Annotated in this window: 12 protein-coding genes and 5 pseudogenes; 7 read left to right on the forward strand and 10 right to left on the reverse strand. The window is 52.4% G+C overall.

From position 1 onward, the window contains the following. From VI234_RS20225 to VI234_RS20245, 5 genes and pseudogenes are all read right to left on the reverse strand, one after another. Positions 1 to 270, reverse strand: a pseudogene (locus tag VI234_RS20225) (transposase); the annotation flags it as partial. Between the two features lie 291 nt (positions 271 to 561). Continuing rightward, positions 562 to 1,734, reverse strand: a pseudogene (locus VI234_RS20230) (ISH3 family transposase). A gap of 94 nt (positions 1,735 to 1,828) precedes the next feature. Then, positions 1,829 to 2,572 (reverse strand): hypothetical protein, encoded by a 744-nt coding sequence (locus tag VI234_RS20235; RefSeq protein ID WP_336331083.1) that lies wholly within the window; start codon positions 2,570 to 2,572, stop codon positions 1,829 to 1,831. Beyond that, positions 2,569 to 7,671, reverse strand: coding sequence for a vWA domain-containing protein (locus VI234_RS20240; RefSeq protein ID WP_336331084.1), 5,103 nt, complete (start codon positions 7,669 to 7,671; stop codon positions 2,569 to 2,571). The genes VI234_RS20235 and VI234_RS20240 overlap by 4 nt, the downstream gene beginning before the upstream one ends. 36 nt (positions 7,672 to 7,707) lie before the next feature. Further along, positions 7,708 to 8,106 carry a hypothetical protein gene (locus tag VI234_RS20245; RefSeq protein ID WP_336331085.1) on the reverse strand — a complete coding sequence of 133 codons (399 nt, stop codon included), beginning with the start codon at positions 8,104 to 8,106 and terminating at the stop codon, positions 7,708 to 7,710. Between the two features lie 25 nt (positions 8,107 to 8,131). Between VI234_RS20245 and VI234_RS20250 the strand changes: the two genes are divergently transcribed. Both VI234_RS20250 and VI234_RS21420 read left to right on the forward strand, forming a co-directional pair. Then, entirely contained in the window at positions 8,132 to 8,662 is a 531-nt protein-coding gene (locus VI234_RS20250) for a hypothetical protein (RefSeq protein ID WP_336331086.1), read from the forward strand. Positions 8,663 to 8,775: 113 nt separating this feature from the next. Then, positions 8,776 to 9,075: pseudogene (locus tag VI234_RS21420) on the forward strand (eCIS core domain-containing protein); the annotation flags it as partial. A 392-nt stretch (positions 9,076 to 9,467) separates the two neighbouring features. Here VI234_RS21420 and VI234_RS20255 read toward each other — a convergent pair. The 4 genes and pseudogenes from VI234_RS20255 to VI234_RS20270 all read right to left on the reverse strand — a co-directional run. Beyond that, a pseudogene (locus VI234_RS20255) lies at positions 9,468 to 10,146 on the reverse strand (IS6 family transposase). Positions 10,147 to 10,716: 570 nt separating this feature from the next. Beyond that, positions 10,717 to 11,445, reverse strand: a complete 729-nt coding sequence (locus tag VI234_RS20260) for an ABC transporter permease (protein ID WP_336331087.1) — start codon at positions 11,443 to 11,445, stop codon at positions 10,717 to 10,719. A 41-nt stretch (positions 11,446 to 11,486) separates the two neighbouring features. Continuing rightward, positions 11,487 to 12,494: an ABC transporter ATP-binding protein gene (locus tag VI234_RS20265; RefSeq protein WP_336331088.1), complete on the reverse strand. Its 1,008-nt coding sequence runs from the start codon at positions 12,492 to 12,494 to the stop codon at positions 11,487 to 11,489. Between the two features lie 56 nt (positions 12,495 to 12,550). Continuing rightward, positions 12,551 to 12,833: pseudogene (locus VI234_RS20270) on the reverse strand (IS1595 family transposase); the annotation flags it as partial. A 402-nt stretch (positions 12,834 to 13,235) separates the two neighbouring features. On the opposite strand from VI234_RS20270, the gene VI234_RS20275 reads away from it, so the two are divergent. The 5 genes from VI234_RS20275 to VI234_RS20295 all read left to right on the forward strand — a co-directional run bounded on the left by VI234_RS20275 (position 13,236) and on the right by VI234_RS20295 (position 17,844). Beyond that, on the forward strand, positions 13,236 to 13,466 hold the full coding sequence (locus tag VI234_RS20275) for a hypothetical protein (RefSeq protein ID WP_064287859.1): 231 nt from the start codon (positions 13,236 to 13,238) through the stop codon (positions 13,464 to 13,466). A gap of 25 nt (positions 13,467 to 13,491) precedes the next feature. Further along, positions 13,492 to 14,334 carry an SAM-dependent methyltransferase gene (locus VI234_RS20280; protein ID WP_064287858.1) on the forward strand — a complete coding sequence of 281 codons (843 nt, stop codon included), beginning with the start codon at positions 13,492 to 13,494 and terminating at the stop codon, positions 14,332 to 14,334. A gap of 21 nt (positions 14,335 to 14,355) precedes the next feature. After that, a complete protein-coding gene (locus VI234_RS20285) occupies positions 14,356 to 16,404 on the forward strand; it encodes a prolyl oligopeptidase family serine peptidase (RefSeq protein WP_336331089.1) in 2,049 nt (682 codons plus the stop codon). A gap of 62 nt (positions 16,405 to 16,466) precedes the next feature. After that, positions 16,467 to 17,264 carry a helix-turn-helix transcriptional regulator gene (locus VI234_RS20290; RefSeq protein ID WP_064287856.1) on the forward strand — a complete coding sequence of 266 codons (798 nt, stop codon included), beginning with the start codon at positions 16,467 to 16,469 and terminating at the stop codon, positions 17,262 to 17,264. 190 nt (positions 17,265 to 17,454) lie between these two features. After that, on the forward strand, positions 17,455 to 17,844 hold the full coding sequence (locus VI234_RS20295) for a hypothetical protein (RefSeq protein WP_155120734.1): 390 nt from the start codon (positions 17,455 to 17,457) through the stop codon (positions 17,842 to 17,844). Between the two features lie 120 nt (positions 17,845 to 17,964). Here the strand turns inward: VI234_RS20295 and VI234_RS20300 are convergent, their stop codons facing one another. Next, positions 17,965 to 19,005, reverse strand: coding sequence for an outer membrane protein assembly factor BamB family protein (locus VI234_RS20300; RefSeq protein ID WP_336331091.1), 1,041 nt, complete (start codon positions 19,003 to 19,005; stop codon positions 17,965 to 17,967). Between the last annotated feature and the right edge of the window lie 290 nt (positions 19,006 to 19,295).

Below are 19,295 nucleotides of genomic sequence, written 5' to 3' on the forward strand. Positions count from 1 at the left end.
GTTGACGTGCACCTCGTCGTCGGCGTATTCGCCGTCGCCGTGGACGACGTATTCGCGGTCGAATGCGTCGTCGTCTTCGAGCGGTTCGTACGCTCGAAAGCCGTCGGTATAGACAGTGAGCGACTCCTGCTGGCCGACCGCCAGCAGGAGTCGAATCGTCGATTCGTCTGCGGCTTTCGCCGGGATCACGTACCGCTGTCCGGTGCCGTGGTCGGCGATGATGAACACGGGTGGCTTGTCTCCATTATACGAACCACGCCCACGCGTGGACTCATCTGAATTTGCGTGACGGTCCAAGATGTGCTCGAAGCCACTTGCGCTATCACCCTCTTCCAGCCAAATAGTATCGTTACTTCCCAAATGAGTCGAGAGAGTGCTGCCTGAACGCCGCAAAACAATCACTTTCCGTATGATTTGACGGTCTGTTTCAGCTGCTACCGCAGAGTAGACCGAGGCTGTTCCGATTCACTGCTATGGACAGACGATATCAACCGGATTGCGACAGTCTCTGCCGACAGCTGTCGCTCACCGTCTATCGGGCTGGCCGTGGGCTGACCGTGGTCAGCCCGCGGCCGTTATCTGTGAAGCCGGCACACCAACCCCGTTCGCTTTGATCTTCCACTGCCGACGCAACTCCTCTTCCAACTCGTGACGTATTCAGTCACGGAAAGTCTTGAGCGTGAATTCCTCGGGAAGGTCGCGCCCGCCTCGCCGAGGGCGGGCGACGACCGCCCACCTGAGAACAAGCCACAGGTTCTCCAGCAGTGCTGCGACTAGCATGATGGCAAATCGCACGACGGGATCACGTGTCGTCGTGATCCCGCGTGCTTGCCGCAGCAACCGATAGGTCGTTTCAATACCTGAACGCTTCCTGTAGAGGTGTTCAACTTGCTTCGGTGACTTCTCCGTAACGCCACAAGCCACGTAGCCACGAACAACTTCTCCGTGCTTACCCCGATCACCGTTCTGATAGGAGACAGCGACCGCGAGCGGGGAGCGCAGTTCCCGCTCGCTGTCTTTGTACATCCGATACGTCGTCATGTACGACTTGTGGGTGTCGAGTTTATCTTTCATGCGTTCACCCTTTTTGGGCACGTGAACCACCGTTGCGGCGATATCACGAGCGCGGCGGATGACGCGCTCGTTATAAAAGCTGCTATCGGCAAGCAGGAGGTCGATATCGAAGGGATAGTTCTCGACACGGGCGAGCACGCGCTCGACCGCGTCGGCCTCGTCTTCATCGTTGCGAACATAGGTCATCGCCAGTGTCACCGGCTTTCCGTTGGAGACGACGTACGCCGTACAATATCGGTGGCAGGTCGTTGTGCCGTCTTTAGGAGCCATCGAACAGAGTTCGCCTTCGTTGGCATGATGCTCGCCGTGATAGGGGTTGTCGATGAAGTCGATGGAGACGATTCTCGACCGGCCAGGGTCGAGAATCGTCATGGCAAGGCGTCCAAGCAGAAGGTTAGCGACGAACTCAAGCCAGTCTCGGTCGAGCGTATGCAGCCACGTCAGAACAGTGTCGTCACACGGTGTCCCGTTGGTGTCGTTGCAGGTATCCCAAATCGAGTTCTGGTTGACACAGGCCATAATGACGACGAGCCAGATGTCGCCGGGGTCAAGGGGGCTCCCCTCGACACCCGGCAAGGGAAGGGCCGTAATGACCTCTTCCGCTACGTCTTTTACATCCGCCGCCGAAAGGAACCCGTCTGGATCGGGGATCTTGAACACATCCAGATCCAGACACTTTCGTGTGGTTAATCCGGCGATTCAATTCAGCTGATTACGCTGGTTGGGAAGTACCGATACTGGCCGCCGGTAGCTGTTAGTATATCTCCTCCGGCTCTAGATTGATATAGGCGTCGTCACCGCTGTAGACGGATAGATCGTTCCAGAAGTCGCTGGTTTTGTACTTGTCCCGTTTTACTGATTCGGCTGAAACAGCGCCAGCTATATCCGACAGAAAGCTCCCGAGATACTCTCTATTTCTTTCCCCGTCAGTCGATGTACGCAGCCAGAGATCACTATGCATCGCAACTGAGACGGTCAGTACGTGATCTGCGGTGGCTGATAGGAGGTCCCTCGCTGGTCGATGGGTAACAGTCAGCTCCAGCGGGTCTGGGATAGCCATTCCTTGGCGGCATTCACCATTTTGATACGGTGTGCAATCACTCCGCTTGACGGCATAGTCAGTGCCGTCGAAATGGACCTTGTAGCGGTTCTTATCGAACGGGACTTGCGGAATCCAGCGAACCCCGTGTTGGTCAATTGCAGTGGATTCGACGAACTCCGAGACACCGATCCCAGCGTCGTTTCGCAGTTCGCGTCTCACCTGCTCACCAGTATCGGTGTCCGGTCTGAGCTCTCTGTCTTGGTCGAATTTGGTGATGACATAACTGATCTCAATGGGGACAAGAAACTCGCCAAACGCACTGTACAACCGGTCGCAAAACTCGCACATCTCTTCGGCCTGTTCGACACATGTCGCTGCCGACGACGGGACGAGAAATTCCCATGTTAAACCTGCTGCTATCGACACTCGAACTTCGGGCCGATTGACCTGTGTCATGGTTCTACAGTGACGGTATCACCGTTTTCAGCGACCAAACGGATCTCATCTACCTGCGCATCTACCCGGTCGTCGAGAACATTCTCCGCGGCTGTCTGTGCCGATGACAACTCATCAGACGGTGCTCTCGTCCGGATCTCTAGCACTTGTGCGTTCTCGGAGACATCTAACTCTGGATCATCAAGCGCATTGTTGTGTTTCTTGTTCATTTCAGATATTTGTGTATTGATATAGTTGTAATCGACGTCGTTATCGGCTCGCGTTTTCACTTCGACGTATTCGGTCGTTCCCCCTTCTTCAACGGACATATCGTAGGCATCGGTCTGTCCTGGCTCCATTTCAACTTCGGCACCGTCGTCCGCGTACCGAATCGCGCTCGCGGCTTCACCGCTTTCTCCTGCCACTGCATCGGTACGCGGGGTAGTCTCATCAAGTATTTCATGCACGTCATCTATGTTATCCCGGGTGGCAGCGCTGTCGACACGCTCGGCGTACCGGCCTGCTTCTGCCGCATCGACATCCTCCGCGTTCGCAATTGCCGAACGCCACTCATCGAAATCGTCGAACCCATCGATACGATCGTTTCGGCCGAGGTCGAAGAAGATTTCCTGTGCGTCGGAATCGATATTGCGGGTGAGTCGAACTCCATCTTCGCCGGAGTCAGCTAACAGCCGTTTGACTGCCTCTCTCCGGGTTGCATCGTCGACATCGGATACCTGTTCAAATATTTCACCCGCACTGATATCTTCGTTTTCGGCCGCTACATCGGCGATGCGACTGTAGTATCTCGTCTCTTCGGCGTCAGTGAGGTCGTCACCACAGCCGGCTAGGCTCGAACCGCCAATTGTCTTGATAGAGTAGAAGCGGTCGCTGCGCGGTCGCGGCGCAGCGCCGATGGACGGTGACCGACGGCAGGCTGAGCTGAAGAACTCTCTTGCCTGGTCGGTATCGAGATCCGAAGCGAACTTGATACCGTTATCGCCGGACGCCTCGACGAACCGGTCGAATTCGCTTCTCTCGTTTGCATCCAGTTCGTCGTACCTCCGCAGCGCCTCGCTGAGGTCCTGTTTCGAAACGTCGGGATCTTCGCGAGACGCTCGAACCAGTGCCCGCTGTGTCCCTGGCGTTTCGTCCATTGCGATGAACGTCTCTAGGGCGCGCTGGTCACCCGAGTTGTGCAGTTGCAGCATCAGTTGACGACCGTCATCGCCAGTCCGGCGCATAGTGCGGCTGACTCGTTCGGTTCGGGATGGGCCTGTAGCACGCTCTGGGAGCGATTCGATGAGTCGTGTCCACCGTGGTGAGTTCAGCCGCTGTGCGTGGCGCACACGCTCGGGTATCGCCACCCGCCCGAGTGCGCGCCGGGTTCCTGCTGGCTTGATATCAGTGCCTTCCGAAATGGTTGAGGCCATCCTGACCGACCGATGGAAGGTCCAGCCTCTCGCTGCCGTTCCAGCATCACCAACTGTGTCAGTTACCTTCCGCAATTTTGCGGCTTTCGAGACCGTTGAGCCACCACCGGTTGCAAGGCCGATACTGAGCTCAGAGCCAGCGACGCCACTGCCGTATCCCACTAACCAGTTCTGACCATAGAGCTTGTAATTCTCTGTCTCAGTCCTCCGGTCGAAGGGGTTCTGCCGGTCTTGAAGATTTCTGGCTGCAGAGGGGAGGGTTTCGGGCGCTCTCAAAGCCGCATCAGGGAGTCGATCGATATTTTCGAGCCAGGTAACAGCCGTCCACGGATGTGAGAGGAAGTATGACAGATCAAGCGCTGATTGTCGAACACCCCATACTCCCCCGCTACGGTATGCGATCTCTTCGATCACGCGGTCTTCCGTCCGCTCGCCAGTAGCCGGATGGTCAGCAGCAGTCTTGGCTAACTCGGGAATTGCTCCGGGAGAAGTGTAGTCACTGGATCGACTGTTCCTGTTGCTATCAACTGCTGTAACAGCTACTGGAGAGGATTCAAAGAACTGACTAAACTCTTGAAAGGCAAACACTCCAGCTTTGTCGATAGGTGTTCGGACGGTGAATTCGACTCGCCTGTACGATGTTGTTGTCTCGTTGTCGAATCGGATTGTCTCCCCATCACCCTGACACGCTGACTCCATGAGAGAGCCCAAGTTCGAGCCTGCTCGACGAGCAAGATACTGACAATCTGGCTTCACTACCAATTTGGAGACACCGCTCGGATCATGCGCACGTAAACGGACGGTATACCGGTATTTTGCAACCAGAATAGCCCCAGAAGAAGTCGAATCAGTAGTCTTGATGTTTTCAGGGCGTACCGTTTTTGTAGTGCCCTGTTGCCTCACAATCACTTTTGTTGTATTTTTTATACGCTTTGTTCGAATGCTTTCGATGGTTACCGTTGGAGCGCGGTGGTCGAACAGGACTGGAGCCGTTCCACTTGTGAACTCCGTCTGGTCAGAGATGCCGTCGCCATCAGTATCAGCACGACTGGGGTCTGTCCCCCGGAGGTGCTCAACGTTGTCCGCAAGTCCATCATGATCGGTGTCAGGCTGTAACGGGTCGGATGTAGCCGTTATGTTCGTGAGATACGACCCATTCGGTGAGGGGCCATGACCAGTTTCATTGAGCGTTGAAACGTCGATATCTGTTTGTTCTGCAATTGTTATTGCGAGTGCTTTTGAAGAACTACTATCTGGACCACGACTAATTTGAGGTTGATACGATTCAGTCTCGCCGCGGTACAACGAACGGAGATATGACCTCAGCAATCGTTTCGAGGGATCGGGACGAGAAACGTTCAAATATCCCTTTGAGGCGTTTGCACTCTGTGTCCGCTGAACTTCCCAGCCTGCGACTTCCTCCGCGTCGGTCAGGTTGTCGCCGTCAGTGTCAACCTGCCTTGGATTGGCGAGGTGGTTGTAATAGGAGGCGGTCCTGCCACGATAACTGACTTCCGTGTACTGGCCGATTTCTCTGCTGTCGGAGAGGCCGTCACCGTCGGTGTCAGCGCTCTTCGGATCTGTCGTGACGCGATCCCCATTGGGTCCACCCAGTATGACCCCTTCGCGTTCCATCTCGTCACTCAGGCCGTCACCGTCGGTATCGTTGATCTCGGTCGTGGTATTTGCGACACGCGAAAAGACCTCAGGAAGGTCATCAGCTTCCTCAACTATGTACGATTCGCCTCCTGTTGTTGTGGCGATATCGGATAATTTGTCGCTACTCGCACTCTCAAATCCGATGGTGTAGATAGTGATATTCTCTTCAGCTGCAATTTCTGCTTCCTGCGGACCACCCGGCCCACGCCCATCAGTTAGGAATATCAGTATCTCCGACGTGGATTCGTTACTATTCTGGGCTGTGTACTCGATACCGTCTTTCAAAGAAGACCCGATCTTGGTTCCAGTCCCCCACCCGTACGGTTCCAAGCTACTGATCGAGTCGTTAGCTGTCTGGTGGTCCGTCGTGTACGGCTGGACGACCTCGGCATATCCGGCAAATTCCAAGACAGCAACACGATCAACATCTAAGAGCCCTCCGACGAAGCGTTGGGCGGATTGTTGTGCGTAGCCGTTCGGATCAGTATTATCCATCGACCCAGACGTATCGATAAGCAGCGTCGTATCGACAGGCTTGACACCATCGTCGTCGGTTTGTCGCACTGGCTCAGTTGCGTTGTACGTCGTCGCCCAGTTGGAGATGTCAAAGACCGCAAACGTGGAGAAGTGAGTCGTTTCCGCAGTGGCCGTGTTGTTAGTGGCGTCAACAGTGGAGTTCAACGGCACGAAAATCCCCGCCTCGGGATCGTATGTGAACACGGCGAGGTCCTGACTCTCATTTTCCACCCCAGTCTCGTTGTACGCCAGGGTAACGTTAGCCGAGGAGAATTCTTGCTCGGAGTTGAGTTTAACAACTGGCGAGGCACTCATATTCCCTACGCGAGACGTGTTGAACCGTGGGTCATCTTGCGGGGCGATGGTCGTCCCATTGCCGATATCACCGTTGCCAGTCAGGCTCAGTGTGACTCCGAGCGTCTCGTTGGTCGCCGTCGTGGTATAGCTCTCTTCACCATCACTGACGCCGTTGTCGTTGCTATCGGCGACGAGTGGATCTGTTCCGAGGCGAACTTCCTCGCCGTCTGGAAGGCCATCACTATCTGTATCCGCTTTGAGCGGGTCGGTTCCAAGCTGGTGTATCTCTGTCCCATCCAGCAGGCCGTCACCGTCCGTATCTGGATTGTTGGTAAGGGTTCCTTCGACGGTCTCGTTGTAGATGCTCAGTGAGTCGTTATCTGGATCGGCAGCGCCGTCCTGCACGCCGTCATCATTCGTGTCGGGGTCGGTCGGATCAACGCTCTGGAGCCGTGATTCGACTCCGTCAGGGAGCCTGTCACCGTCTGTATCGTTGCTTCGGGGGTCAGTACCGAGTCGGTATTCGCGATACGCTGGCAGCGTATCATTGTCCCAGTCTTCTGCGCCGTCAATCACAGCATCCCCGTCAGAGTCTGCTACCTTGGGGTCGGTCTTCGTGACGTTTCGCTCGTAGGCATCCGGAAGTCCATCGCCATCAGTGTCATTCGAGGGCGTCGAGCGCGTGGCGACGAAGAGCCACTGGATATCTCCGACATCGGTTCGGTTGTCACCCGTGTAATCATACGCGCTCCAGTTGGCACCGGCTGCTGTGGATCCCAAGTGACGTGATAGGGCGTCAACGTCGACGATATTGACAGCTCCATCGCCGTTGACGTCTTCGTAGAGTCCGTCGCCATCTGGATCAGTAGGCTGGTTATCACCGACAAGTGGGTACGGGTGAGAGTCGTTGTCCCGGGGCGCTAACTGCTCAATGGCACTCGCATTCGGTTCTGTTGAGTCATTCCAACTGGTCGAAAGTGGTCCGGTCGCCTGGTTCCCAGCCGTTGAGGCGGGTGTTTGTGTCGGTTGTGTCCGTGTCGGCTCGTTTCCGGCCGTGGTGACAGCCTGGTTTCCGGCACTTGTACCAGGGATGTCATTGCCGGCCGTTTGCAACGGGCCAGCCCCGGTACCGGTCATCATTCCCGATACGGGACCGACAGTCACTAATAGTAATACACCAAACAACGCTTGTAATTTTGTCGTTGAACTTGCCATATAAACCCCCACCAGAGGTAGTATTGTGATTTTGAATCAGTAATCAGAATACTTAATCCTACTTATTGAGACAGTATATTTAATGAGGAAGCTTGCGACAGTATTCGGCCTTTGTATAGCAGTATCCCTCTGGGCGGGGATCGCGATGGGTGCGGGAACGACCAGTGTCGTGGTCCAGCCTTCGGCTGACACTGTTACGGTTGGAAACACAACTACTGTTGATATCGTAGTCACGTCGACCACAGGCGGGGTCGGCTCACTGGATCTCGATATCGCAAGCACCAACGATTCGGTTGCAACAGTCTCGAACACGTCTGTTGCTGGAAATCCAGAAACAGTCCAGTCTGCCGAGGAGGCAAACGGCGTCCGCATTGCGGCGACTGGAATGGATACCGCCGAGAGTGGCTCGATATCTGTTGTCTCTGTCACGCTCACCGGCAAGGCTGCCGGGACGAGCGATGTGGATCTGACCGTTGCAGCCGTCGGTGACGAATCCGGGACCGCATACAATGTCACCAGCGTCCGCGATGGAACACTGACAGTCAAGTCCGGAGAGAACGCAACGGAGACACCAACACCGACTCCGACTGCAACAGAGACACCAACAGAAACGCCTACCGAAGAAGACTCGTCGAGTTCCGGCGGTAGTAATGATGACGGTGATAATGATGGCGGTGATGACGATGATGGTAGCGACTCCAGCGGCAGTGACTCCAGTGACACAGTAACAGCGACGGACACACCGACAGGAACGGAACCGACGCCCAGTGACACCCCAACAACGGCCACGGAAACTGAGCGCTCGACCGAGACAGACACCAAGCAATCAACCTCGACCCAGACTAGTAGTGGTGGGCCAGCAATCACACCGTCTCAGACCGGGACCACAGATACTGTCGAACCGTCTGGCGGCTCACCCACGAATCTGCTTATTGCCGGGAGCATGATCGTCGCTGTTCTCGGTGGGATCATCATCTATCGTCGGTTGTAGAAGCGATTCCAAGACACACGAGACATTCTCACCTCGCTGACCGACTCAATTGGCTGGCGTCTATAGCCTCCATGTGAAGAGCTGTCGGCAACCTACTCACCGCCGATAATCTCATACGGGACATCAAGCGGCAGAATCCCAGATCGGCCTAGCAGTCGCATGGGGCACACCACGAGTCGAGTTGTGACGGCGATACGCAAGTACCCGAGTCTGTGCGCGACGTCAACTCCTCATCCGGCCAGCAACTCGACGCCTCAATTCAATAAACCATGGGAGACCACATGGTTGATGACCTCAGAGACGTGCGTAGCCATACTGGTCCAACAGCGGCCAAAGCCTGCAAAGATATCAAAGCTCGGGCGTTCACCGTTGGGAATCACGTCGCGTTCAACCGCGGTGAGCCCGACCCGAGTTTGCCAGACACTACGATATCTTCCCGAAGTCATTCCGCAAGCTGGTTGCGGGTTTGCGTTGGCCTCTGAGACTCAAACGATTGTGAACCTTTGTTCGATAACCGGCATTCATCGTGTCGACAAAGGGGGCTGGTCTCCGATTCGCGTGTGAGCGAGTGAATACAAGATAGAGGGTATTGGGGCCTGATCGGAGATAGTACCCTTGAGTATATTCGATCGCAGTTTTGGATAAGTACGGAAACATAACTCGGAGTTGTACCCTTTTGGAGTGGAGGATAGAGTAATATTACGGCTCATTCAGAGATATAAAGGCAGTTTTTTCGAATATAGTTCTATATATTAGATATTTGGAATTATACCAGTATAGGTGCAATTCATTCGGATGACACTGTCTAGTTCTGGATGACCCCCGCTGGCGTTCGTCCGTCGAGTGCTTGGTTCGGTCGTTCGTGGTTGTAGTGGTGTCTGAAGCGTCGTAACCACTGTTTCGCGCTAGATTGACTGCCCCTCCAGAAGGAATGGAAGCGGTCGATTCGCATGGTCACAGTCTGGAACCACTTTTCGATGTGGTTCCGGATTCGGTAGTCGAGCCGACCGCTCAAATCGTGACGTGAGAGGGCAGTCAGATAGCCGCCAGCATCAACGAGAAACACTGTCTCGGCAACATCGTGTTTCTGAGTGAGCCGGTGCAGGAACGTCGCCGCGGGGTCAGTCCCGCGGCGGCTGAACACGTCAACTTCAGGCAGTAGTTTTGATTCGGTGTCGACAGCGGCGTACAACCACTTCTTTTCGCCGTTAACCTCGGTTTGTTTCTCGTCGACTGCGACCCGCGACGGCTCCGCCGTCGGCGGTCGCTCTGAGCCTCAGACAGTGTATGCACCCAGTTCCAGACCGCCCCTTGAGAGCGATCGACACCCAGCAGGTCTAAGATAGCGACCGTCTCCCTGATCGACAGTCCCGCAGTATGGAGACGCACCCCAAATCGCCGGACGGGTGTCGGGGTGCGCTCATTCTCCCGACGTCTTGGCTTTCCTCATCTAACGTTTCTCTGAGGAGGTCTGCGAGTTGCATGGACACTTTCCGCTACAGCCTCCTCACTTCTCAGACTCCTTCAACTAGACAGTGCCTGCTGTTTCGTTTGTTCTACCATCTGAGATGTCGAGATTTGGATGACTCATCTCGAAGACGACTCTCTGTAGACACTTTCCTCACTGTCTCCCGGAACTCTGAAATGTCAACGCATCTTCCGGGAGTACTCCGCTATCTTACCGTGAATCCGTTGTTTCTGGGTATCACCATCGAGAGCCGTCAGTTCATCGGCTTCTGATCGTCCTCAGTTGTTCTACAGTCGGGAAGCATCTCATGAATGCACCCCGCGGTCGTTATGGATCGTTAGAATAAGCTTCCAGAGAACTACCGGATCATGGAGGGCGTTTTCAGCGGCAGTGTCTGCTGGAGAAACCGCTAGAAAGAACCATAGAACGGATTAAATCATCTTATCTTACAAGTGTACGCTTGTTATATCATGATAGTGGTATTTGGGCCTGTGAATTCAAGCCAAGTTATGTAAGAAATATTATATTTCACAGTACGGGTGCAACGTTTGGGTCTATTACACTATCGGCCACTGCTTCTCATCGATTAATAGTGCCCGAGAACACCCCGTTTGCGTGCTTTAGCTGTCCCAACCCGGAAGACAAATAATCCAACCGCTAGGTAGGCAACCGCCTGCCCGACCAATACCCCAAGGTCGAATACCGGTAGTTCCCACACGCGGAGTCCATCCGTCATCACTCGTTGCAACAAGTGACTCCCTAGCGACATTGGAAGGAACTTCAACAGTGCATACTCTTGGACTGGGAGAGCAATCAGGGCTGCAAACGAGAGTTGGATCAGCGGGAACATCTTCTCGATTTGCTTGTAGACGAGCGCCGCCCCACCGAAGACGAACCCGAGGCCGACCACGGGAAGCAGCGTCAAGACACCGAGCACGACGAGCGAAAGCGGTGCAACAGAAAGCCATGTCCCTGTTGTCACCATCATCAGTACTAGAAGGACGATGCCGGTAGCAAACGTACCCAAGAGGTTAACTACGGTCTTTACCGCGACAACCTCTGTGAAGCCGAACGGAGACATCGACAACTGCTCCAGCGTCCCCCACTGCGCCTCGTCAGTCAAGTCGTGTGTGAGGTCGGCATATGCTGACACTGCCATTGTGAATAGGAAATACCCGACAACGAGCAGTCCTACTGACCGTGAAATCAAATCTTCTGCCACAAACTGCCCGCCGAAAAAAATGAGTGCGAAAAACATGTACAGCGTTCCGAATCCCACCACTGTATTCAGGAGATATCGACGCGAGAGCGTCACTGATTTACTCGCAATTGCTCGAAACAAGGTGAGGTGCCGGTTCATGATTCTCCCCCCTCTGGTGGCAATGATTCAGCTGTCGTCAGTTCAACGAAGACATCTTCTAGGTTGGGCTCGATTTCAGTGAACGACCGGACAGTCGCTTCTGCCGTCTGCAGTACGTCGACACACTCGTAGAACTCTTCACTGCCTGCGAGCGCGATCTCGAACTCCACGGAGTCAGTGTCGGTCCGCCAGTCGAGTAGCCGGAAGCGGGTATCGAGCTTCTCTCGGAGGTGTGCTGGTGGGTTTTCGGTCAGTTGGACGCGATATGATTGGGATTGGAAGACGTCGAGTAAGTTGTCGACAGAATCATCAGCGACGATGTCGCCGTCACTGAGAACGATCACGCGGTCGCAGACGGCTTCGATGATGTCCATATCGTGACTCGTAATCACGATAGTTTTGTCCTCCTCTTGGGCGAGGCGTTGTAATTCGGTTTGGAGGTCACGGGTCGTTTCTACGTCGAGCCCAAGCATCGGTTCGTCAAGGAAGAGAACGGGCGTTTCGCGGACGAGTGCACAGCCAAGGGCGACTTTCTGCTTCATACCACGCGAGAGGTTTTTCGCCGGTTCGTCCGCCTTTCCAGTAAGTCCAAGCGTGTCGATAATCGCCTCGTGTCTGTCGACACGTGCCTGTGGATCGATGCCGTGGAGGCCAGCGAAAAACGCGAGATTTTCACGAACGCTCAATCGCCAATAAACGTTGCGTGCGCCTTCAAGGACAGCACTCACATAGTTGTATGTGCGTGAACGGGCCTCATGAACAGGGATGCCGTGAATAGAAATATCGCCATGTGTGGGGGTGATGAGCCCGAGAACCGTTTTGACGGTTGTTGTTTTGCCAGCACCGTTTGGGCCGAGGAGTCCGACGATTTGTCCGGGCTGAATATCGAAGGAAATGTTATCAACGGCTGTGACGCGTCCCGATTCTCCTGTATAGCGTTTTGTAAGGCCTGTGACCGAAACTACAGGCTCATGTTCTGGAGGATCAGTTGGGCGGGGGCACATCGTTTGCGGTTCCCTATTCGGTGGACGGTCTTAAGAATACTTAGAATGACAGGCTCTTATATAATGCTACGGAAGGCCCTAATATCGGGACATTCAATGGTTGACTCAACGGATTCGCAAGCCAGAGTGAGTGACCGAACGGTGCCAAAGGTGTGAACAGCCTGTTCCAAGCCCTGCTTGGATAGGCTTTGGAATTTCCGTAACCACGGTGAAACAAGCGAAAAGAGGCACTTTTGCTTGTATATGCGGACGCCGTCGGGCGATGGGCATTCTCTTGTGTATGATTGTTCGAAGGTCACGCTCCATCTCTCTGTAGGCTTGGAGGCCGTCAGTCCGGACCCATCTCAGTGGCGGCCCCGTCAACGTGAGTGAAAGTATGCCCACGCTATGGACGGGACGTAGACTCCCAAAATTCCTTGAGTCAGCACTCGATGCGGGTAGCAAGTGATTCCGTGTCGATCTTGACGCAGCCCAACTCAACTAACTCTTGGAACATTCTGCCGAATACCAGTTGAATAAACGCCCACTCTCAGCTTATCGCTGGCTCAGTGTAACTACAGGTCTATCCGTTGCTCTACGCAAGAGCGGTGGCTCTTTACATCTCACTTCGACCGAACGTTACCAGCGGATGAAATAATTTCTACAGATTACAAATACTACCATCAAGTGAAAGACTCCCTATCAACTGGGATGAAATTTTCCGGCAGTTATAACTTCAATCCAGTTACAGGTCAATCTGCAATGTCGCACCAAACAGTGGTCGACATCATCGAGCGGTCGATGAGTGACCTAACCTTCGCGCATCGTTTCAAATCAGATCCGGAAAGCGTCCTCCAGGAGTATGACGATCTGACTACAGAGGAGACTGAAGCACTGAAGTCAGGGAATCAGAACAAGCTGAATCAGATCGTCGAGAAGCGGGCGAACGGTATCCAGATCGCAGGTATCGTCCTCCCATCGTCTGAGGCTTGAGAAAGTAGCCTCATATTTTTTACCAATGACTACAAGCACACAGGATAACCCGATTGATATATACATCATTGGGACTGGAATGGTGGGCTACACTCAACTCACTCGTGAAGCTGAAAACGCACTCCAAGCTTCTGAGCGGGTGTATCTACTTGACGGTCAACCGATGGTGGAGAATCATATCAAAGAGACCTATACCGAAGACGTAGTTATGCTCAACCGTGAGTACAATGAAGGCGAAGATCGAGTCGCTACATATGACCGGATGTCAGAAGAGGTACTTAAGGGTGCTACAGAGGTCGATGGACCGATCACATTTGCTCTCTACGGACATCCGATGATATTCGTCAATCCAAGCCGGAGCGTCATTCGACAAGGGCGGGAACAAGGATTGAACGTTGAAGTTCAGCCAGGAATCTCCGCCATCGATTGTGTATACTCAGATATTGCTTTTGACCCTGCGGCAAACGGTGTTCAAATGTTCGAAGCTACCGATTTATTGCTTCGAGAGTGGGAACTCAATCCGGAAGTTCCAGCAATGATTTGGCAGGTCAGCGTGGTAGAGACTGATCGCCATACCGAAAAGCGAAGTAAGGAAAGTCGATTCACCCGTTTCAAAGAATATCTCCAGAATTTCTATCCGGAAGATCATACCGGGTATTTACTCCAAACAGCCACTTATCCAATTGCCGAATCACAACGACATGAGTTCGAAATATCAAACCTTGAAGAGATGGCCCCAATACTGGATAAAGGCTATTACATCCTGCACCTGCCCCCGATCAATGAACGTGACCTCCAAAATGAGGAGCTGTTACAAGAAGTTCGGTCAGAAGACCACCTAGAAGAGATAACTGTCAGGGATAATTAAATAAACTGTCGTTATTTACCTATGGACAATCCGCCCGAGACAAAACGGTCTAACACGAGCGATGTTTTTCATGGTGAAGTCGTCTCTGATCCATACCAATGGCTCGAAAACGAGGACGAAGAAGTCCACCACTGGGTGAAGAAACAAAATTCCTATACTGATAGTGTTCTTTCGACCGATACTCGCGAGTTTCTCAAGGAGCAGCCCGAGTTCTCCACTAACATTCCGGATCCAGGGACGATAACTCCGACAAAAAACGGATACTACCAACTACGACGTGGGGAGGGTAAAGACCACTCAAATTTAACGTTTCGACAGGCCCTCACTGACTCACCGACTACGATCTGCGATCCCACAGAAGACTTGAATAGTGATCTGAGTGCGATTGATTGGTTTGTTCCTTCTCCACAAGGTGAATACGTCGCGTTTGGCGTATCACAAGGTGGCCGCGAGCAGTATGATATTCACGTCGTTCATAGCGGACAGCGGACTATACTAGTAGAACCAGACTGTGGCCGGACAAACGCTGGTGGGTTTGCGTGGGGAGAAAACGGATTCTACTATCTTCAAACTGAATCCTGTGAAGAGGGTCTCATGAAAAAGAGTATTGATTACTACGATCTAAGTACTGACGAATCTACCACCGTCGTAGATGGTATAGCGCAACGGTTATGGCCACAAATCGTCCCGCAAAAAGGAACTGATAACTCGATCGTTGCACTACATGACGGCACGAATCGGACTGAGTTATATCATCTTTCCCAATCCGGGTTCGATCCGATCTACGTTGAGAGTGAAAGCCACTTTAGACCGGTGGAGTACACGGATCTGGGCGAATTCTATGTACTTACAGATGTCCAGTCGTCTACCTATGAGCTTCTTTCTCTCTCCGCTTCCGAAACATATCCTGATAAAGCCTCTCTCCAGGCCAGCAGTAAACATATACTCCAAAGTGATCGGATTCTCCGCGATGTCTCGGTGCTGGACGATCACGTTGTCGGACACTATCAAAAGAACGCTAATTCGCGGCTTACCGTTTACAACCGCTCAGGGCGTTTTGCTCAGCCAGTGGAATTACCAGATCATTGCACTCTAATGGCAAATAGTTTAGCAGCGAGTCCGAACACATTCGTCTTCAACCTCACATCTTTTGTGACCTCACCATCCACAATAGAAATTCAGGTTAATCAAACCGCTACCGAGTCTAACTCCGACAACTATCTCTCTAAAACAGTTATAAACGAGCCGGCGCTGGATTATCAATCAGAGTTTGAGGTGGAACAGTGTTGGTTTTCAGCCGATGACGGTACTGAGATCCCATTCTTTATCGTATATAAAGAGGATATAGAACTCAAGACTCCTAACCCTGCCCTGATTAATGTTTATGGTGGATTCGGTGTGACTATGACACCGAGCTTTGATCGGTTTATATTTCCCTTTCTTCGTGACGGTGGCATCTATCTACAACCCAATATTCGCGGCGGTGGTGTATTCGGAGAGTCATGGCACCGGCAAGGAATGCAGGAACAAAAACAGCGTACTTTCGACGACACAATCAATTTTGCTGAATATCTTATCGAGAATAACTATACAAACTCTGAGAAGCTGGCAATAACTGGGGAGAGCAATGGCGGGCTTACTGTTGGCGCGACTGTAATGCAGCGGCCGGATCTATTCAGTGCCGCTATCTGTGAAGTTCCCCTGTTGGACATGATCCGATTTAACCAGATTGGGCTCGGAGAAACATGGGTCTCAGAATATGGTAATCCGAATGATAAAGACGCGTATCGGAATCTGAAATCATATTCGCCGTATCATAATATTAACGAAGCTGAACATCCTACAATTCTATTTCGTACTGCAATTGGTGACACGCGTGTCCTTCCATGTCACGCTTGGAAAATGGCTGCAAGGATGCAGTCAAAGGTCCAAGGTGATAGCCCAGTTCTCCTCAGGACTACAGAAAATGCAGGTCATGGAGTTGGAACCTCAACACACGGGGAACTAACCAATGAACTTGACAAATGGACGGTGATTTTTGAGAGTGTAATCAGCTCAGATAAGTTTTAATATAAATAGTTCTATCATATGTTTTAAGATAAAACTAATGCAGTCGGATATCACTTCCCAATATGGCCCCTCCATCCCCCTCTATTGAGGAGTTCATTCCTGAGGTCCACCAACGGGTTGATTTCTTTGAGTTCCTATCAAACTCATCTGCTAGCCAGAAGGAGCTTAACCGAGCGTTAGACAAGTCACAGTCTACAATTTATCGTGGGCTCAACTCAATGGAGGAGTACGGTTTAATAGAGAAACGAGATAATAAGTATCAACTAACACCATTTGGAGTGCTGATTTTCGACGAATATCGACGGTTTTCAGAGACGATAAAATCCTTACTCCAGAATAGAGAGGTATTCGATACAACACAGTCGATCAACACAGTTCTTCACCCGTCTCTCTTCCAAGGAGCGAAAATTCTGTCAACAAATAATCACATGGTGGAGGAGATATATGAGAAGTTGCAGTCGTCCATCTCTGAAGCCTCACATCTCTATGGGGTCGCGCCAACAATCTTTCCTAACCAAATTGACCTACATCTGGAGAAGACGACTGCCGACGAATTGACGGCTGAATTCATTTTGCCCCTTAGCGCCATTGAGTATCTCCAATCTAATTTTAATGGGAAATTAGATACACTCCAGAACAGTGATAATTTCTCGATACGAGTCAGTCAAGAGACTCCTCCGATTGGTCTTATCACCGTTTTAGAACCGAGTAAGAAAGTGGTTATCGTCATCCATGACGAGATCGGTACAATTCGAGGATTGGTCATTTCGGAGAATACCGAATCTATTACGTGGGGGAAGAGCACTTACCAGAATTTCCGAGAAGATTCGATTAGCTTTGAATCCTACGCTACTTCATAGACATTTTGAGAAATAATGAGTTCTGGTGATTCAATTCAGCGGAGGTGAGCCCCCTCTTGGACTGGAATAGCTGAGGATACGAAACAGACTGGAGTATAATCAATATCCTAGATACAAAATAGGATAGTCATGATGGTTTGGTGGAATTGTCTATTAAAAATCAACGAAACACGCCCACATAACACAGGTTATGATAAAACAGATGCTATTCATGATTGACCACGGTCTCTCAACCAGAACTCAGTTTGTACTGGCTTTGGTTGGTGGTTCAATGGCGATGATACTCATTATGAGGAGGATTAAAAGAAATAATACATTAAACGAATTCGGACTTTGGACTCCATGGATGGCAGTTGGAAGTCTCCTGTTACTGGCAGTTCCAATATATCTGTTTTTAAAATATTCCCTAGTACTTCCTCTGCTAGCCACAGTGTCAATGACTGTACTTGTGCTCTGGAGAGATTCTACTGCAATTGTCGATAGTCCAGCACCACTCTTTTTCGGATGGTGGTTTATGCCACTAGCAGTGGCCCTGATATTGGGTACTATTGAGTGTTTTTTACGCGGAATAGTCACATAACATCATCGCTCAATAGCTCCGCCAAGGTCTCCAGGCGAAAAACAGAACAGTCAATTCTGATCAGCTGGAAAAGTGAGATAGAAGCGCTTTCAGATGGGATCGTTAGTTTGTCGATGAAACTCACTGTGCCTGAAGCGCATAGAGATCACCGGGGGCTGTGGCGACATACACAAGGTCGTCAACGACAGTGAGACCACTGTTAACCCCTCCTCGGTCGTAGTCAACGAACATTACTTCTCGTGTTTCGAACTGCCAGCCTTCGTCGCCGTTACTCGCATCAAAGGCGTACAGCGTGTGGCCTGCAATGACGTACACGAAATCATCAGCAACGACAGGTGCGCCCGAAAGCGTCGCACTGACGGAACGCCGCCACTCTTCGTGCCCGTCAGGCGCAGCCAGCGCTATCAAATCTGTTTCCGGGCCTGGAAGGAACAAGATTCTATCACCGACGGCGACAGGACCAACGGAACCGGACCCAAGGCTACGTCGCCACACAGTTGACCCATCGTCGGCATCAAGAGCAAGGAGATCTCCCTCACCCGCACCGAGATACAACATTCCGTCTCCGATGACTGGAACCGAACGCTCGATATCGGTCGATGGGGATTGATGCCACTGTTTCTCCCCGTTGGTCGCGTTCAGAGCGTAGACTGTCGATGTTTCATCGATGCTGTAGACCGTCTCGCCGGCAACCGCCAGCTGAAAACGACCCTCCCCATCGAGTTCAAACCGCCAGTTCTCCTCTCCGCTCGATGCATCGACGGCGTAAATGGTCGGATCGTCGAACTGACCTCGCGTGTATACTGTCCCGTCTTCGACGGCTGGAGTCGCCATCCCACCGCTATCACTCTCGGTCTCGAAGGTCCACTCACGTTCGCCAGTCGCCGCGTCAAGTGCGAGTAAATCGTGCGCACCAACGTAGACTCGTCCGTTGTCGAACGTCGGTGTACTGGCGTGGCCGTCCCACTCACCACCGACCGTGCGGCCTGTCCGACCGTTCAGCACGAGACCACCGGCAGAGACCTGTCCGTTGTGGACGACGGCACCGGAGCTGGCCTCTGTACACGCGGGATGTCGCCAGGCCACCTCGACACCGTCTTTCGGACCGCTCGCCTCCGGATTGTACCCGGTTTCGCTGAGTCGTACTGATACGATGGCCACGACGCTGTCTGGTCAAGATCGGCGTCAGATTCGTGAACAGCTCGTCGTCGGAACAGTCCGGTGAAGGGTTTGCTGAGAGGGCTGAATAGCCTGCCAGGCTAGCCATCGCGATGACACTCCCTTGGAGGAACCGCCGACGGGAGGGCCTCTTCATGGTCGAATTATATTTGTATCGCTCTTGCGTAGGAGATTGTTGATACTGCAGAGCGGTGGCTGTGGAGTCGAAGAGGACAAGGGCACCGCGTCAGCGGTGCCCGACACGAATGATTCCGCTAGATGTGTTTGGGTCG

This window comes from Haloarcula sp. CGMCC 1.2071, assembly GCF_037078445.1.
Taxonomy (GTDB): Archaea; Halobacteriota; Halobacteria; order Halobacteriales; family Haloarculaceae; genus Haloarcula; species Haloarcula amylolytica.

What these genes read in the sequence shown, in the direction of transcription:
- VI234_RS20235 (WP_336331083.1), bottom strand. Translation starts at nt 2,572, where the DNA reads ATGACACAGGTCAATCGGCCCGAAGTTCGAGTGTCGATAGCAGCAGGT.
- VI234_RS20240 (WP_336331084.1), bottom strand. Translation starts at nt 7,671, where the DNA reads ATGGCAAGTTCAACGACAAAATTACAAGCGTTGTTTGGTGTATTACTA.
- VI234_RS20265 (WP_336331088.1), bottom strand. Translation starts at nt 12,494, where the DNA reads ATGTGCCCCCGCCCAACTGATCCTCCAGAACATGAGCCTGTAGTTTCG.
- VI234_RS20275 (WP_064287859.1), top strand. Translation starts at nt 13,236, where the DNA reads ATGTCGCACCAAACAGTGGTCGACATCATCGAGCGGTCGATGAGTGAC.
- VI234_RS20280 (WP_064287858.1), top strand. Translation starts at nt 13,492, where the DNA reads ATGACTACAAGCACACAGGATAACCCGATTGATATATACATCATTGGG.
- VI234_RS20285 (WP_336331089.1), top strand. Translation starts at nt 14,356, where the DNA reads ATGGACAATCCGCCCGAGACAAAACGGTCTAACACGAGCGATGTTTTT.
- VI234_RS20290 (WP_064287856.1), top strand. Translation starts at nt 16,467, where the DNA reads ATGGCCCCTCCATCCCCCTCTATTGAGGAGTTCATTCCTGAGGTCCAC.
- VI234_RS20295 (WP_155120734.1), top strand. Translation starts at nt 17,455, where the DNA reads ATGATAAAACAGATGCTATTCATGATTGACCACGGTCTCTCAACCAGA.